The sequence below is a fragment of the Paenibacillus sp. P4_E11 genome (assembly GCF_056401635.1).
In genome coordinates, this window is record NZ_JBFUIX010000005.1 from 19,955 (window position 1) to 36,801 (window position 16,847).

The window sequence follows — 16,847 nt, forward strand, 5'->3', positions numbered from 1 at the left end:
CCAACTGTGATATTCTAAGTAAAGCCAGCCATAGGACGGCCGAACGTCGCCTCTATGGCTCTTCTCCATCTTAACCGAATTATGATAACGCAGCGTGGACACCCTGTGATTGCGAAGAGACTTTCATTTGAAATATGATTAAGGAGGTGCGGCAATGGATCAACGAAATCGGAATACAGCTTTGGTGCTGATCGTAGCAGGGTTGTTTATTTTGATGGATCATTATTTAAGTTTTTTTACCACTGCCGCCCTCGTTCTCGTTCTGTTAGGGTTGTACAAGATTCGAACGTCACCGGACAAATCAGGCTATTTGATTCTGGGCATCGGAGTCGTTATTTTTTTCAGTAGACACTTTACGTTTATTCTCGCGATTGTGCTGATCTCGCTCGGGTTGTTCTATATGAATTCCAAGCGGGCGCATCGCGGAGAAGGGCATTACCAGAAGCATAATTTCATCGAAAGCATTAAATGGAACCAGGAATCATGGGTGCTCAAAAACGCCAGCATGTGGAACCTGATCGGTGAAATCTACATTGACTTGTCACTCGCTCTGCCCGAGCAGAAGGAAACGACACTTGTCCTGCAAGGTGTACTGGGCGATGTGGATATTATCGTACCGGAGGACCTAGGTGTCAGCGTGACCGCTTCTGTCATCGTAGGGCAAATCGACGTAGCTCGCGAGAAGGAAACCGGCGTCTTGAACAAGATTGTATGGGAATCACCGAACTACGCTTCGAGTGATCAAAAGGTGAAACTGATCGTCTCCTACCTCATAGGGGATATTGACATAAAAATCGTGTAGTGGGGGACCGGCCGTTGGATAAAAAACTGACCAATATGATATGGCGCAGTATGGGCGAATCGATCCTTCTAAGTCTCACGATGTTCGGCATGGTCGTCTATCTGTTGTACTATTACGATTATATTCGCCCTTTCCCGTCCTGGGTGGAAGGGATTCGATTCAGCTTGCTGCTGATCGGTGCTGTTGTACTGATTGGCGGGGTGTACGGCTTCTGGTCAAGCAGTCGGTCGAAGCGTAGGTTGGAGCAGCTTGGAGATTCTATGCTGCATTTGGAGAAAGGCAACCTCAGCCGTCCGATCCCGCAGCTCGGCTACGATGAGATCGGGCGTCTGGGTGAGCAGTTGAGCCGTATCAGTACGAAGTGGGAGGAGCAGGTATCATCGCTTCAACGGCTGTCGACGAATAATGCGGAGCTGGCTGAGAAGGCTCGCCTCTCTGCAGTTGTGGAAGAGCGCCAGCGGCTAGCTCGCGATCTGCACGATGCTGTCAGCCAGCAGCTGTTCGCCATCTCGATGACCGCGACTGCGGTCGGCAGGACGCTCGATAAGGACTTCGAGAAGGCGAAGCGGCAGATAGCGTTGATCGAGGAGATGTCATCTGTGGCGCAATCCGAGATGCGGGCATTGCTGCTGCATCTACGACCGGTGCATCTGGAAGGCAAGCGACTCTCTCAAGGCTTGATGGAGCTCTTGCAGGAGCTACAGGCGAAGGTGCCGATTGACATCTCCTGGGATATGGACGAACGTATTCGGCTGCCGAAGGGCATCGAGGATCACTTGTTCCGCATCGTCCAGGAGGCATTATCGAACACGTTACGACATTCCAAGGCGACCCATATGGAACTCAAGCTCGTTCGTCCTTCGGATAACATCCGCTTATCCATCCGTGATAACGGAGTTGGTTTCGTTCTGGACGAGGGCAAACACGTCTCTTACGGCATACAATCGATGAAGGAGCGGGTGAACGAGATCGGGGGAACGGTTCACTTCATTACTGCGCCTGGCAAAGGAACCCGGATCGAAATACGAGTACCTATATTGGCGGAAGAAGAAGGGGAGATGTGAGTAATGGATGAGATCAAAGTTCTGCTCGTGGATGATCACGAGATGGTACGGATCGGGTTGGCAGCTGTTCTTGGAACAGAGGATCAGATCGAAGTAGTAGGGGAAGCCAGCAATGGGCTCGAAGGGATCCGCCTTGCGCTGGAATATCGGCCGGATGTCGTATTAATGGACTTGGTTATGGATGGCATGGACGGGATCGAGACGACCCGCAAGCTGCTTCAGCAGCACCCGGACTGCAAGGTCATCGTTCTGACCAGCTACTTGGACGACGAGAAGATGTATCCTGTTATCGAAGCAGGCGCATTCAGCTATTTGCTGAAGACGTCCCGCGCTTCTGAGATCGCTCAAGCGATCCGCGCCGCAGCACGCGGCCAATCGATTCTCGAATCACAGGTCGCAGCGAAGATGATGAACCGATTCCGCCAACCGAAGCAGGAAGCGGCTCCACATGAAGAGCTGACTGATCGGGAGATGGAAGTGTTACGGCTCATTGCCAAGGGCAAGTCCAATCAGGAAGTCGCGGACGACTTGTTCATCGGGGTGAAGACGGTGAAGTTCCACGTCACGAACATCTTGGCTAAGCTGGGTGTGGAAGATCGTACGCAAGCGGCTATCTATGCGTTCAAGAACGGACTAGCGGAATAGCAGGCAGTGGTGTCTTAATGTTCATTTTGACTAAAGCTGTTGCAGGTTATACAATAGAGGCGAGTGACGACCAGCCCAATCTCTATTGGCGAGTACGAAGGGTAGGTAACGGGAATAAAGGAGAACGTAGACGGATGAGCGGTTTGCAAGCAGTTGTGCTTGTTATCTTCATCGTCCTGACTGTAGCATTCACTTGGGCGATGAGTAAGAAGTGGCGTAAATAACGTGATAATCGGTTGCCCTGTTAGAGGGGCAGGACGGTAGCGGACATGGATAAACGGCGAATAGCCGTTTTTTTGTTGATTTAGAAAGTATAACTTCGCTGATTGTTCATCGTCTCGGCAAACGCACGGCTTCAAAGGACGCCGTTAGGCGTTTATCCTTACAGAATCAGATAGTATAAACTTCGAGAGGTTGCATCCTGATTCGGCATAAAAAGTTACCGCTAAAGACGAACCCGCTTCACCGTGTTGCTCCGATAGGAGCTTTTTTTATTGGTTTCAGCTGGTCGGAGAATGAATTCAGTTTTGCGGCGAACGTCCGCTCCTAGATTGGGACAAGTGTTGGTTTGACCTGATCTCGTCTTCATTTGTTCAGATTTTGTTCAGAAAAATAAAGGGTAAGTTCAGATCTAGTCCAAATAGTTTTGCTATGATATATATGTCGATTCATGTCGACTTAAACGTCCCTAAGATAACGATTCTCGGCATGATCGTAACCGATAGTATCGTGAGTTGGGTAGCTGCGTTCCTTCACTAGAATTCATATCGAAGTATCAGTTATGTAGTAATTACAGTTGATTTCTTCTACTTTTTTCACAATCTATTATTCTAATAAGGAGGAATACGCAGGCAGAGGTTCTCGAGCAAGCGCATATGACGAACTTTTAGTTCTTTTTACCTATATTTTATATTACAGGAATTCCGATGTGTAGTAAGATAATCAAGTATATTCTTATTGCTATTAGGCCATCGATTTCACAACATGCATTGGAGGAAATATTTTGAGAAATAAGCAAATGAAAAGAGCAATTGCACGGACTTTAGTATGGTTGTTGATGGCTGCTTTGATTTTCCAAGGACCGCTCATTCCGAAGGCGATCGCAGGGGTGGTAGATGCTAATGCTATTGAATTCACGGCTTTGGATCCTGCTGTTCTTGAGAGAGGAGCAATCGGTCTTGCAGGCGGAAAGACAGGTCTTTTGTATAAAGATTCTACGAATACAACGTATTATTATAAGGTAATGGACAAGACGGGAACCATCGTATTTACCCAAAATATCAGTACGATTATGGGCTCTCGTGCATCAAATGTCAGTACATTGAAAGCTTATCCGATTGCTGGCGGTAAGACGATCATTACCTGGGAAGGCACCAGCAATGGATGCGACAATAACACGGGGAATATGATCCAATTCATTATTCTGGATGCAGCCGGTAATCTCAGCAAATCAGCAACGGATATCAGCACGCAAACTGCCAGTTATAATTGCTTTACAAATGGGGCCGAACTATCGAACGGGAATATCGCTTTTATATGGCAGAATGCCGGTGACGAGTATTTCATGCGCATCTTTGATGCTTCTGGTAATTCAGTCACAACCCCTGCCTCTATCGATAAGACAGGTACACGCGAGGCTTTAGGCTCCTATGATTCTACCTACACTCACAGCATTGCGGCTAACAATAACGGTACATTCATGATTACCTACAATACATACAACAGCACTTATTATTATGGTGTCATCTACAATAACAACGGTACACAAAAAACGATCAACGGGTATAACCATTTTAAAATATCCAATAACCAGATACCCGGTAGTGCTAACGCCTCGGTATTTGGTTTATCCAATGACAGTTATGCCATTCTGTACAATTCAGGAACGAATTCAAACCACTATCTGAAAATTATGAAAGACGATGGGACGGCTGTAACGGAAATCACCAATCCAGATTTGAAATATTTGACGACTATAGCTGTACCTAAGGTAGTTCCATTAGCAGACGGCGGTTTCCTTCTTGGCAGTTATGATTCGTCAGCAGCTCGTGTTGGATACGGGAAACAATATCAGAACAACGGAACGCTAGTATCAGACTGGCAACAAGTCGATAACGATGGACATGGTACTCTTTATTATTATTTCCCGGGTTATGACGGCGGGTTCGGATTGTATAACGGATCTACCGGTCATCTTGTGCTACATAGTATAGGTTCTGGCAATGCCAACCCGCCTGTAATTACCTCGAACGGAGGCGGCGTGACGGCGAGCGTGACCGTGAATGAGAACACGACGGCGGTGACGACGGTAACGGCTACTGATGCGGATGCCGGGTCGACGCTGACCTACTCCATCTTGGGAGGAACAGATGCGTCGTCGTTCACGATCAACCCGACCACCGGCGTACTTGCATTCCTAACAGCGCCTGACCGTGAAGTGAAAGCAAGCTATGCCGTCACGGTGCAGGTATCGGACGGGGTCAATACGGATACACAGGCGATCACGGTCACGGTGAACGATGTGAACGATACGGCTCCCGTGATCACCTCGAACGGAGGCGGCGCGACGGCGAGCGTGAGCGTGAACGAGAACACGACGGCAGTGACAACGGTAACGGCGACGGATGCAGATACGACAGGGACACTCACCTACTCCATCTCTGGCGGAACAGATGCGTCGGCGTTCACGATCGACCCAACGACCGGCATGCTGGCATTCTTGGCAGCGCCTGACCATGAAGTGAAGGCAAGCTATGCCGTCACGGTGCAGGTATCGGATGGTGTCCATACGGATACGCAGGCGATCACGGTGACGGTGAACGATGTGAATGAATTTATCCCGTCGATCACCTCGAACGGGGGCGGTGCGACTGCCAGCGTGAGCGTGAACGAGAACACGACGGCGGTGACGACGGTAACGGCTACAGATGCGGATGCCGGGTCGACGCTGAGCTACTCCATCTCAGGCGGAACAGATGCGTCGTCGTTCACGATCGACTCAACGACCGGCGTGCTGGTATTCCTGGCAGCGCCTGACCGTGAAGTGAAGGCAAGTTATGCCGTCACCGTGCAGGTATCGGACGGTGTCAACACGGATACGCAGGCGATCACGGTGACGGTGAACGATGTGAACGATACGGCTCCTGTGATCACCTCGAACGGAGGCGGTGCGACAGCGAGCGTGAGCGTGAATGAGAATACGACAGCGGTCACGACGGTAACGGCGACGGATGCAGATACGACCGGGACGCTGACCTATTCCATCTCTGGCGGAACGGATGCGTCATCGTTCACGATCGACTCAACGACCGGCGTACTGGTATTCCTGGCAGCGCCTGACCGTGAAGTGAAGGCAAGCTATGCCGTCACGGTGCAGGTATCGGACGGTGTCAACACGGATACGCAGGCGATCACGGTGACGGTGAACGATGTGAACGATACGGCTCCCGTGATCACCTCGAACGGAGGCGGCGCGACGGCGAGCGTAAGCGTGAACGAGAACACGACGGCAGTGACAACGGTAACGGCGACGGATGCAGATACGACTGGGACATTGACCTACTCCATCTCTGGCGGAACGGATGCGTCGTCGTTCACGATCGACCCAACGACCGGCGTGCTGGCATTTCTGGCAGCGCCTGACCATGAAGTGATGGCAAGCTATGCCGTCACGGTGCAAGTATCGGACGGTGTCCATACGGATACGCAGGCGATCACAGTGACGGTGAACGATGTGAACGAATTTACCCCGTCGATTACCTCGGACGGAGGCGGCGCGACGGCGAACGTGAGCGTGAACGAGAATACGACGGCTGTAACGACGGTAACGGCAACGGATGCAGATACGACCGCGACGCTGACCTACTCCATCTCAGGCGGAACAGATGCGTCGTCATTCACAATCGGCTCAACGACCGGCGTGCTGGTATTCCTAGCAGCGCCTGATCGTGAAGTGAAGGCAAGTTATGCCGTCACCGTGCAGGTATCGGACGGCGTCAATACGGATACGCAGACGATCACGGTGACGGTGAACGATATGAACGATACGGCTCCCGTTATCACCTCGGACGGAGGCGGCACTACGGCGAGCGTGAGCGTAAACGAGAACACGACGACAGCGGTCACGACGGTAACGGCGACGGATGCAGATACGACCGGGACGCTGACCTACTCCATCTCTGGCGGAACAGATGCGTCGTCGTTCACGATCGACCCGATGACCGGCGTGCTGGTATTCCTGGCAGCGCCTGACCGTGAAGTGAAGGCAAGCTATGCCATCACGGTGCAAGTATCGGACGGGGTCAATACGGATACGCAAGCGATCACGGTGACGGTGAACGATGTGAACGATACGGCTCCTGTGATCACCTCGAACGGTGGCGGTGCGACAGCCAGTGTGAGCGTGAACGAGAACACGACGGCAGTGACAACGGTAACGGCGACGGATGCAGATACGACCGGGGCACTGACCTACTCCATCTCTGGTGGAACGGATGCGTCGTCGTTCACGATCGATCCAACGACTGGCGTGCTGGTATTCCTGGCAGCGCCTGACCATGAAGTGAAGGCAAGCTATGCCGTCACGGTGCAAGTATCGGACGGTGTCCATACGGATACGCAGGCGATCACGGTGACCGTGAACGATGTGAATGATACGGCACCTGTGATCACCTCGAACGGTGGCGGTGCGACAGCCAGCGTGAGCGTGAACGAGAACACGACGGCAGTGACAACGGTAACGGCAACGGATGCAGATACGACCGCGACGCTGACCTACTCCATCTCTGGTGGAACGGATGCGACGGCCTTTACCATCAATGCGACAACCGGCGTGTTAGCTTTCCATACATCGCCCAATCACACTGCTCCTACTGACGCTGACCACAACAATGTTTATGAGGTGACCGTGCAAGTATCGGACGGTACGAATACGGACGTCCAATCAATCTCCGTGACCATTATCGATAATATCGCTCCAGGCATTCAATCGGTAACGATACCTGGCGATGGTATTTACCGTGCGGGACAAACATTGGACTTTAGTGTTCTCTTCTCAGAACCTGTCCAAGTATCGAGTGGAATTCCAACCATTGCGCTTACAATCGGGGCAGCCGCTCAACAGGCCTTGTATTTTTCCGGTAGCGGCACCAATCAGCTGCTGTTCCGTTACATCGTTCAAACTGGCGATGAAGATACAGACGGTATACTTATGGATCCAGCCATTGTATTGAACGGCAGCTCGCTGCAAGACTTATCGGGTCATAACTCTGGGCTTGTTCTGTCAGGTGCCGGAAGCACTGCCGGCATTAAAGTGGATACAATAGCTCCGACTGTTCAATCTGTGCAAGTACCGGTGAACAGAGCTTACGTCGCAGGGGATGCGCTAGATTTTACAATTAGCTTCGATGAGATCGTTACTCTTGGTAATGGTTCACCTAGCCTTGGACTTACAGTGGGATCTAACAATACCTTATCAGCGGTGTACCAGTCTGGGTCTGGCAGTAACGCGCTAGCATTTCGCTATGTCATCCAGGCGGGGGATAATGATGCTAATGGGATTGAAGTATCGGGACCTCTAGCTCTGAATGGTGCTTTCCTACGAGACGCAGCTGGGAACAATGCCGATCTTACGTTACACAGCGTGGCCAATACTACTGGAATTCTCGTCGATACAACTCCTCCGGCACCGCCAGTAGTGAGTGTAACCCAAAATGTGTACTTCACTAGCAACACCTTTACCATTCTGGGAACTGGCGAATCGGGGGCACAAATTCAGCTGTTTATTGACGATACTTTATACGACATAGGTTCAATTACTGGCGGAAGCTGGGGAATCACGATTTCCGGTCTATCAGAGGGTGCTCATACCGTGAAAGCGGTGGTACAAGACCAAGCCGGCAATACAAGCGCTTTTACCGCTTCTATTCCTTTCTTTGTCGATGTGACTGTACCTGGCAAACCGACGATCACATTAAGCCATACCCAGTGGACACGAACCGATGTGACAGCCTCTGTATATGGAGATACGCATAATCTGTTGGAATACAAATTGGGTAATTCCGCAGATTGGTCCGTGTATACAGCTCCATTAAGCATAGTTACAGAGGGAGAACAAGTTCTGTTTGTCAAACAAACGGATCCTGCCGGGAATGTAAGCGCCATTGAACAAGCAACTATCCGTATTGACAAGACAGCACCAAGTATTCAATTAAACCAGGGATCAGTTATTACGATTTATCTTGGCGATCCATTTACCGATCCAGGCGCACTTGTATCGGATAATGTGCCGTCATTGCTTACAGCGACGGTTACGGGCAGTGTATATTCGGGTGCGGTAGGCAGCTACACGCTAAGATATAATGCAGTAGACTTGGTGGGCAACCCAGCCTTGGAACAAACGCGCATTGTGAATGTAGTGCCTAAGCCGATGGGATTATATTTTGATTCCTTGTCCTACCGGTTGATGCAAAACGATGCCACCACGTTCTCCGTTAAAATGAGATATTCAACAGGTCAAGAAGCGGATGTGACTGCAGTTTCATCCTATACGGCCTCTGTGGCAAATATTGTTCAGATTACATCTGCTGGTAACATTCAAGGTGTGAAGGCTGGTCATACTGTCGTAACTGCAGTATATGGGTCTTACACCGCAATGGCTGAGGTGTTCATTGATCCGATCATTACAGGTATACAATTCGAGACAGCATCTGTTACATTGGCTTCCAATCAGTCCTTGGCTCTACTTCTGAATGCTAAATATTCAGATGGTTCGTTGAAGCCGGTAACTCTTCAAGCGACTTATACCTTCACCGCAGCAGGAATCGCTTCGATTTCTAGCCAAGGCGTTCTGATGAGTATTCGGGAAGGCAGTACGGTCCTTGAGGCGAAGTACGGGACGTTCTCAGCACAATTGATCGTCACAGTGGATGACCCGGATCCACAGCAGCCACAGCCAATAGCAACGAATTCTGGATCCAGTCGCCAAGTTATAGTGGATGATGGAAATGGTAAGACATCAGTGCGAGTTACTATTGTTCGTATAGAAGGCCCAGAAGGAAAAGCTATAGACCAGGTTGATATAGGTCAGAAGACGACAGAAGAAGCAATATCGCGTTCAAAGGAAGCTGGTAGCAATAAGATTAGAATTCTGATTGATGATCTGAAGGATAAGCCTGTTGACGAAGTAATTGTCAACCTGTCGAAGGAATCGATTGGTTTGCTGTCGAAGAACACCATGGGGCTGACTATTGAGACAGAGCATGCGGTTATTACGATACCTCAAGACTCGCTTAAAGAGATCGAAGATACAGAAGATCTGTTCTTCAAGATTACTCCTATCAAGAAAGAACAAGAGCGTCAAAAGGTTGAGCAACGCACGGTTGTAGCACCAGTCGTTGTTCAAGTGGCGGGAGGTCGGAATGTACAGATAGTCGGTGTGCCGATGATCATCGAAACCAATCTCTCGAAGAAGCCAGTTCAGGTGACATTCCCGATCCGGGGCATCGAAATTCCGACAGATGCTCGTATGAAAGAACAATTTTTGGCATCCCTAGCTGTATATATTGAGCACTCGGATGGGGAGAAGGTGCTTCAACAGGGTAAGATTGTTTTCGATGATAAGGGAGTTCCTGTAGGTATAGAAATTGCAATTGAGAAATTCAGTACGTTTACGATCGTTTCGATCAAGGGGAATGCGGTCCAGCATGATCCGTATTTGGAAGGTTATGATGATGGGACATTCCGTCCTAATCACGCCATATCCCGTGCTGAAATGGCAATGATGTTATCTCGCTTGCTTGTTCAATCGAACAACACCATTGTTGGAACCAGTTCTCCGTTCCCCGATGTGTCACAAAATCATTGGGCTCTCCAAGCCATTGTCCAGGTGAAGCAGGCTAAGCTGATGGTGGGCGATGATCGTGGAACATTCCACCCAGATGATTCGATTACCCGCGGCGAAATTGCTGCAATTGTCTCAAGGTGGTTGAATCTTCCGGTCATTACGCGCAACAGCAGCTTCAAAGATATTGAAGGGCATTGGGCTAAGGATGAAATCAACAGAGTACAAGAGAAGCGCATTATTAGCGGGTATGAGGACGGCACATACCGTCCAGACCAAAAACTCACTCGGGCTGAAGCGGTCACGATCATGAACCGGATGTTGAATCGTAGACCACTCCATCAGGTTACGACGCCGACTTGGACCGATGTCCCTTCATCCTACTGGGCATTTCCGGATATTGAGGAAGCTTCGCTGAAACATCATTCAATCCGTGAACTTGATGGTTCTGAGACATACAATCCATAAAATGCGTAATAAACCCCGCAGGCTTCGGCTTGTGGGGTTCTTTGTGAAATGGCTGCTTCATCCGCTGCGTTCTTCGTGGAAGCTACCACAGAGAACGAACTAAAAGGTGCTAAAGGTGATAAGGGTGTAAAGGGCGAAGATGGTGTTAGAGGTGATAAGGGTGAAATAGGCACAAAGAGTGATGGCTCTTTTTTTGTTGTTCAAATAACTGATCCATCCAAGCCAAACCGATGAAGCTCGCATAAGATGTAGCGAGCTCAACAGGTGTCGGGGGATGAGGCGAGTGATAAGGAAACGTATACCGGAACGAGACGACAGATCAATATTAGATCTCATTCGCAGCGAACTACTGCCTTATACGAAGCGGACCATGCCAGGTGTGACCCTGGACCGGCGTACGCTGACCAAGCGGTTATCGGGCGATACAACGTATGTGTTTGTGAGGAACGGCGTCCAGCCGATCGGCTTCGTCAGTTGTCTGATTCGCGGGAGGAAATTGAATATCGATATGATCGCGGTCGACAGACAGGCCCAAGGGAAGGGGTTAGGTTCTCAGTTGATGAAGACAGCTGAACGATTCGGCAGACGGCATGGCTGCGACCAGGCGGTACTGTATGTGGATCAAGCGAATCGGAAAGCACAACGATTTTATGAACGCAAAGGGTATACCATTCAAGCTGAGATTGCCATGTTCCAATGCTATGAGATGAGCAAGCGCCTTTAATCATGGTATTGCACAGGACATACGAAACCGCCGCAGTGCCCATTTCGTGAACCGAAGTAGGCACTGCGGCGGTCAGTGTATCCCTAGATGTGCACACTAGATCATGACGGGGAACAGATAGGCGATTGAATTCAGGTCCAGCACAGCCTTGGTTCCGAATGGAGAATAGGAAGAGGGCTGGTCACTGGACAATTGGTCTGGGTAGGACGATTCGAACGGGTCTCCATCCTCCATTTGTTGGGACTTAGCTAATTCGATCGTTTGCTTAGTCCATGCTTTCTGTTTGGTTTTTGCTTTAGTCTTGGTCTTGGCTTTTGATTTGGGCATGGATGCAGATTTCGGTTTGTGATTCGCCCCGGCGTTCTTGAACGGTGAACTACCACTCCCTCCACCGCTTCCTCTCCCGCCGCTTGTCACATGTTCGTTTAAATACAGCCTGTTTTTATTAGTCCGGCTAACGATGCCGTAATGTCGGTTGCCATCTTGCATCACGGCGCATACGTACATCCCTACTAGTGATCGGCATTCTTCTTGTTTTATCGGGTGAGCATATTGCATGTGCTCTATCGCACCTCCTCGAGTCTTCTGATATTAGGCTATTCTCCCCGAGGCGATTGTGCATGGTTGTAAGCCCAGCGTACGGCCGCCCATTTTTGATCAAGAGATAAAATCTCGCTATACTTTGTATACAGAGGGTTGGATTGTGTGCCATCGATATGCTAAACTACTTTACATAGTCGAAGGATTTGTTAGAGGGGTATTTATCTTACATAAGAAAGAATGATGAACATGAGCGACGTAAATTCGGTTAGCGCGTCACGTATTGCGGATGGCGCCGTATTTTTTATTTTTGGAGCTACTGGGGACTTGGCTAGAAGGAAGCTGTTCCCGGCGTTATACAGCATGTATCGTGAGGGGAAGCTGGCTGAGAACTTTGCGGTTATCGGCCTTGCGCGCCGTAATCGGACGAATGAACAATTCCGCTCCGATCTGTATAGCTCGATTGAGGAATTTGCTCGGCACAAGGCGGATAGCGATGACAACTGGAGCGTGTTCGCCAATCATTTTCACTATATGTCGCTTGATATTAACCATGTTGACGGGTTCGTTCAGCTGCGAGGCTTGGCGGACAAGCTGGATGAACAGTTCCAGGTCGGTGGCAACCGGTTGTTCTACTTGGCGCTGGCTCCGGAATTGTTCGGCAGCGTCTCTTATAACTTGAAATCCGGGGGCTTGCTCGATTGTACAGGCTGGAATCGACTCGTGATCGAGAAGCCGTTCGGCTATAATCTCGCGTCTGCGGAACAGCTGAATCAACAGATTCGCGAAGTGTTTCGCGAGGATGAAGTATATCGGATCGACCATTACCTAGGTAAGGAAATGGTCCAGAACATTGAGGTCGTGCGGTTCGCGAATGCCTTGTTCGAGCCGCTGTGGAACAACAAGTACATTGCCAACATCCAGATTACGCTTAGCGAGACGGTAGGGGTGGAGGAGCGCGGCGGGTATTACGATCACTCGGGAGCCTTGCGGGATATGGGGCAGAACCATATGCTGCAAATGGTCACGATGATGGCGATGGAACCGCCAAGCCGACTGCACCCGGAAGACATTCGCGATGAGAAGGTGAAGGTGCTTCGTTCCTTACGAGCTTACACAACGGATGAGGATGTACAAGCTAATGTCGTACGTGGACAATATGCTGCTGGCACTCACCAGGGTAAGCCGCTGCCGGCTTACCGTACGGAAGATGCGGTGCCATCTGATTCAACGACGGAAACGTATTTCGCCGCCAAGGTGTACGTGGACAACTTCCGCTGGGCTGGGGTGCCCTTCTACATACGGACGGGTAAGCGACTGCCGGCGAAGACGACGGAAGTAGTAATTGAGTTCAAGAACATGCCGGACAACATTTATTTCGCTCAGAAGACTCCGCTTGAGCCGAACTTACTCGTGTTCCGGGTGAATCCGAATGAAGGTATTTATCTGAAGATGAACACCAAACGTCCTGGCTCACAATGGGGGATTCTCCCGATCGCCATGGAGTTCACCAAGAGTGCCGAGGCCGGGATTAACACGCCGGAAGCATACGAGCGGTTGTTGTACGACGCGGCGCGTGGTGATTCAACCTACTTCACCCGTTGGGATGAAGTGGCGTTGGCCTGGAAATTCGTCGATCGGATCGAACAAGCCTGGGACTCGGGACGCGGCGAGCTGCACTTGTATCCGGCTGGCTCTTGGGGGCCGACGGCGGCTGTCGAGCTGTTGGAACGTGACGGCTTCCGCTGGTGGCCGGTAAATGGGCAGCGTGAGGGTGACGTCGTATGGGTTTCATCCGTGGATGGAGCAGAACGAGAATAGTCTAATGATAATGGATGAATCGGGTGACCGATTTGTCCATTATTTTTTGGTGGGGTGATTTTTTGAGCACAGGAGCCGAGTTCTCTTACATTTGACATATAAAACGGATATAATAAGAATGCAATCTTGCCGAAACGGAAGTGAAGGGATGTCCAGACGTTCTTTTCTTAAATGGGTAATAGGGTTATCCGCAATGCTGGCGGCTGCCTGGTTTACCTTCTTCAAATGGCTTTCCAGTTCGGACAGTCCGTATTCGGTGTTAACTGGTTCTGATGCTAAACCCGATCCGTCCTCGCCTGCACCAACCAACATAGAGAAGGTGAAGAAGGAGGAGCAGGCCGAGCCTCCGACAACCGTGCCGTTATTATCATACTTCGTGTTCAGTGACATGCATGTCTCGATGTACGATGAGTCTACATCAGTGAAGCTGAAGATGGCTCTGGATGACGTGACGAGCTTCGAATCCAATATCGATGCCATCTTAATGGGCGGCGATCTAACGGATTACGGGACGCAGACTGAATACAACCAACTTAAGGGGATTCTGGGCGCGTACAAACTTCCGAAGATATACGGGAATATGGGCAACCACGACTATTATGACGTATGGATTGATAAAAACGGCGGATTCAACACGGGCGCGCTTCCGAATGGGAAGACTGATGAGCAGTCGCGTCAGCGGTTTCAGCAGTTCATGGGATATGCGAAGCCTTATCATGACGTTGTCCTGAATGGTGTTCTACTCATTATGTTGTCTCAAGAGGTATACATGCAGGAACGGCCGGAGGTTGGTGAGGGTGCCTGGTATTCCGAGGAACAGCTCAAATGGTTCAAGGCCAAGCTGGCGGAGCATAATGATGGGAAACCGATCTTCGTCCTGATTCATCAACCGCTTCCTAATATCGGCGAAGATGGCGGGTCTCACCGGCTTATTCCGGCGAAGGCGTTCCGCGACATTCTGAAGAACTATCCGAACGTATTCGTTATCTCGGGCCATACGCATCAGGATTTCGACAACGGGACTACGCATTATACGAAGGAGACGTTCCATTGGTTTACTAATGCTTCCGTTGGGCGTACGAGGTCCAATGGGCAGACGAAGTCTCAAGGTCTGTATGTTCAGGTATTCAAAGATCGGGTCGAGTTAAGAGGCCGCGAGTTTTCCAAGAAAGCCTGGATCGAAGCGGCTAACTGGAAAGTGAAGCTGGATAAGGCGAAGGCATGATCGACAATATAGTAGTTAACTTTGTGGGATTCAGGAAGGGATAGGCTGCATGAGTAACAAGGCGATAGACAATGAGATTGAACAAGAAGTGAAGAAACGGCGTACATTCGCCATTATTTCTCACCCGGATGCGGGGAAAACGACGCTGACTGAGAAGTTGCTGCTGTTCGGGGGCGCGATTCGGTTGGCTGGTACGGTCAAGGGACGCAAAGCTAGCAAGCATGCCACGTCCGACTGGATGGAGATTGAGAAGCAACGGGGAATTTCGGTTACCTCAAGCGTGATGCAATTCGACTACAATGGCCATCGGGTCAACATTCTCGATACACCAGGTCACCAGGATTTCAGCGAAGATACGTATCGAACGCTAACGGCTGCCGATAGTGCGGTCATGTTGATCGACTCTGCGAAAGGGGTCGAGACGCAGACGAAGAAGCTGTTCCAAGTATGCCGCAAGCGGGGCATTCCGATCTTCACGTTCATCAACAAGATGGACCGTGAAGGCCGCAATCCATTCGAGTTGCTGGAAGAGCTGGAGAATGTCCTCGGCATTCGTTCCTACCCGATGAACTGGCCGATCGGTTCCGGCAAGCAACTGTGCGGCGTGTACGATCGCCAGAAGACACAGGTGGAGTTGTTCAAGGGCGATGATCACCAAGAGATCAGCGTGGCACCAGTTAGCGGGTATGAAGACCCGTTGATAAGGGAAATGGCGGGCGAGCATTTGTTCGCTCAGCTGCAAGAGGATTTGATGCTGCTAGACGTGGCTGGCGATGAATTCGACTTCGAGAAAGTACGTGAAGGCGAATTGACACCTGTGTTTTTCGGTAGTGCAATCAACAACTTCGGAGTACAGACGTTTCTTGAGAACTTTCTGTCGCTCGCGCCCACACCTGCCCCACGGAAGAGCAGTGAAGGGGACATCGATCCGAGCTACAGCGGCTTCACAGGTTATGTGTTCAAGATTCAAGCAAACATGAATCCGGCGCACCGGGACCGAATCGCTTTCCTGCGTATCGTATCAGGCAAGTTCGAACGCGGGATGAGCGTCAAGCACGTTCGCGCGGGCAAGGATATCAAGCTGTCCCAACCACAGCAATTTCTCGCGCAGGATCGGGACATTGTCGACACCGCTTATCCAGGCGACATCATCGGACTGTTCGATCCGGGCATCTTCCGGATTGGCGATTCTTTGTCGCAAGGGAAGGAGATCGTCTTCGACGAGCTGCCGATCTTCTCGCCAGAGTTGTTCAGCAAGGTGACGATCAAGAACGCGCTGAAGCAGAAGCAGTTCCAGAAAGGGATCGACCAGCTTACCGAAGAAGGCACCGTGCAAGTGTTCCGCACAACAGTAGGCTTCGATGAGATTATTCTTGGCGTCGTCGGCCAACTGCAGTTCGAGGTAATGGAGCACCGGATGCGCAGCGAGTATGGGGTCGATATAATACTGCATCGCTTACCCTATCAGTTCGCGAGATGGGTTGTCGACGACAAGCTCGATCCGACCAAATTCCGGATTAACTCGCAGCTGGTGAAAGATAAGAAGGACAACTATGTGGCGCTGTTCGAGAATGAATATGCGATGCGCACCGCGATGGAGAAGATGCCGACCGCGAAGTTTCTGGAGACGGCACCGTAAGATAAGGAATGACAAGGAAAGAGCCTTCGTTGCAGATTAGTCTGCTGCGGAGGCTCTCTTGTTAATAGATAGTTGCCAA

10 protein-coding genes are annotated in these 16,847 nt (G+C 50.4%); 9 read left to right on the forward strand and 1 reads right to left on the reverse strand.

The window, feature by feature from the left end; genetic code table 11:
• The first annotated feature begins 154 nt into the window (after positions 1-154).
• The 6 genes from liaF (at position 155) to AC1DWB_RS03640 (ending at position 11,543) form a co-directional block, all read left to right on the forward strand.
• Positions 155-802 (forward strand): cell wall-active antibiotics response protein LiaF, encoded by a 648-nt coding sequence (gene liaF / locus AC1DWB_RS03615; RefSeq protein WP_477539665.1) that lies wholly within the window; start codon positions 155-157, stop codon positions 800-802.
• Positions 803-837: 35 nt separating this feature from the next.
• Positions 838-1,866, forward strand: coding sequence for a sensor histidine kinase (locus tag AC1DWB_RS03620; protein WP_477539760.1), 1,029 nt, complete (start codon positions 838-840; stop codon positions 1,864-1,866).
• A 3-nt stretch (positions 1,867-1,869) separates the two neighbouring features.
• Complete coding sequence (locus tag AC1DWB_RS03625) at positions 1,870-2,511, forward strand: response regulator (protein ID WP_477539666.1); 642 nt, start codon at positions 1,870-1,872, stop codon at positions 2,509-2,511.
• A 1,003-nt stretch (positions 2,512-3,514) separates the two neighbouring features.
• On the forward strand, positions 3,515-10,819 hold the full coding sequence (locus AC1DWB_RS03630; protein ID WP_477539667.1) for a cadherin domain-containing protein: 7,305 nt from the start codon (positions 3,515-3,517) through the stop codon (positions 10,817-10,819).
• A 48-nt stretch (positions 10,820-10,867) separates the two neighbouring features.
• A complete protein-coding gene (locus AC1DWB_RS03635; protein ID WP_477539668.1) occupies positions 10,868-11,053 on the forward strand; it encodes a hypothetical protein in 186 nt (61 codons plus the stop codon).
• A 49-nt stretch (positions 11,054-11,102) separates the two neighbouring features.
• The gene (locus AC1DWB_RS03640) at positions 11,103-11,543 is read left to right on the forward strand and encodes a GNAT family N-acetyltransferase (RefSeq protein ID WP_477539669.1); all 441 of its coding nucleotides are present in this window, start codon (positions 11,103-11,105) and stop codon (positions 11,541-11,543) included.
• 96 nt (positions 11,544-11,639) lie between these two features.
• Here AC1DWB_RS03640 and AC1DWB_RS03645 read toward each other — a convergent pair whose 3' ends face one another.
• Entirely contained in the window at positions 11,640-12,101 is a 462-nt protein-coding gene (locus AC1DWB_RS03645; RefSeq protein ID WP_477539670.1) for a hypothetical protein, read from the reverse strand.
• 231 nt (positions 12,102-12,332) lie between these two features.
• Here AC1DWB_RS03645 and zwf point away from each other — a divergent pair, with 231 nt between their 5' ends.
• The 3 genes from zwf to AC1DWB_RS03660 all read left to right on the forward strand — a co-directional run bounded on the left by zwf (position 12,333) and on the right by AC1DWB_RS03660 (position 16,768).
• Entirely contained in the window at positions 12,333-13,904 is a 1,572-nt protein-coding gene (gene zwf, locus AC1DWB_RS03650) for a glucose-6-phosphate dehydrogenase (RefSeq protein WP_477539671.1), read from the forward strand.
• 148 nt (positions 13,905-14,052) lie between these two features.
• Positions 14,053-15,129: a metallophosphoesterase family protein gene (locus AC1DWB_RS03655; protein WP_477539672.1), complete on the forward strand. Its 1,077-nt coding sequence runs from the start codon at positions 14,053-14,055 to the stop codon at positions 15,127-15,129.
• Between the two features lie 49 nt (positions 15,130-15,178).
• A complete protein-coding gene (locus tag AC1DWB_RS03660; RefSeq protein ID WP_477539673.1) occupies positions 15,179-16,768 on the forward strand; it encodes a peptide chain release factor 3 in 1,590 nt (529 codons plus the stop codon).
• Positions 16,769-16,847: the final 79 nt, after the last annotated feature.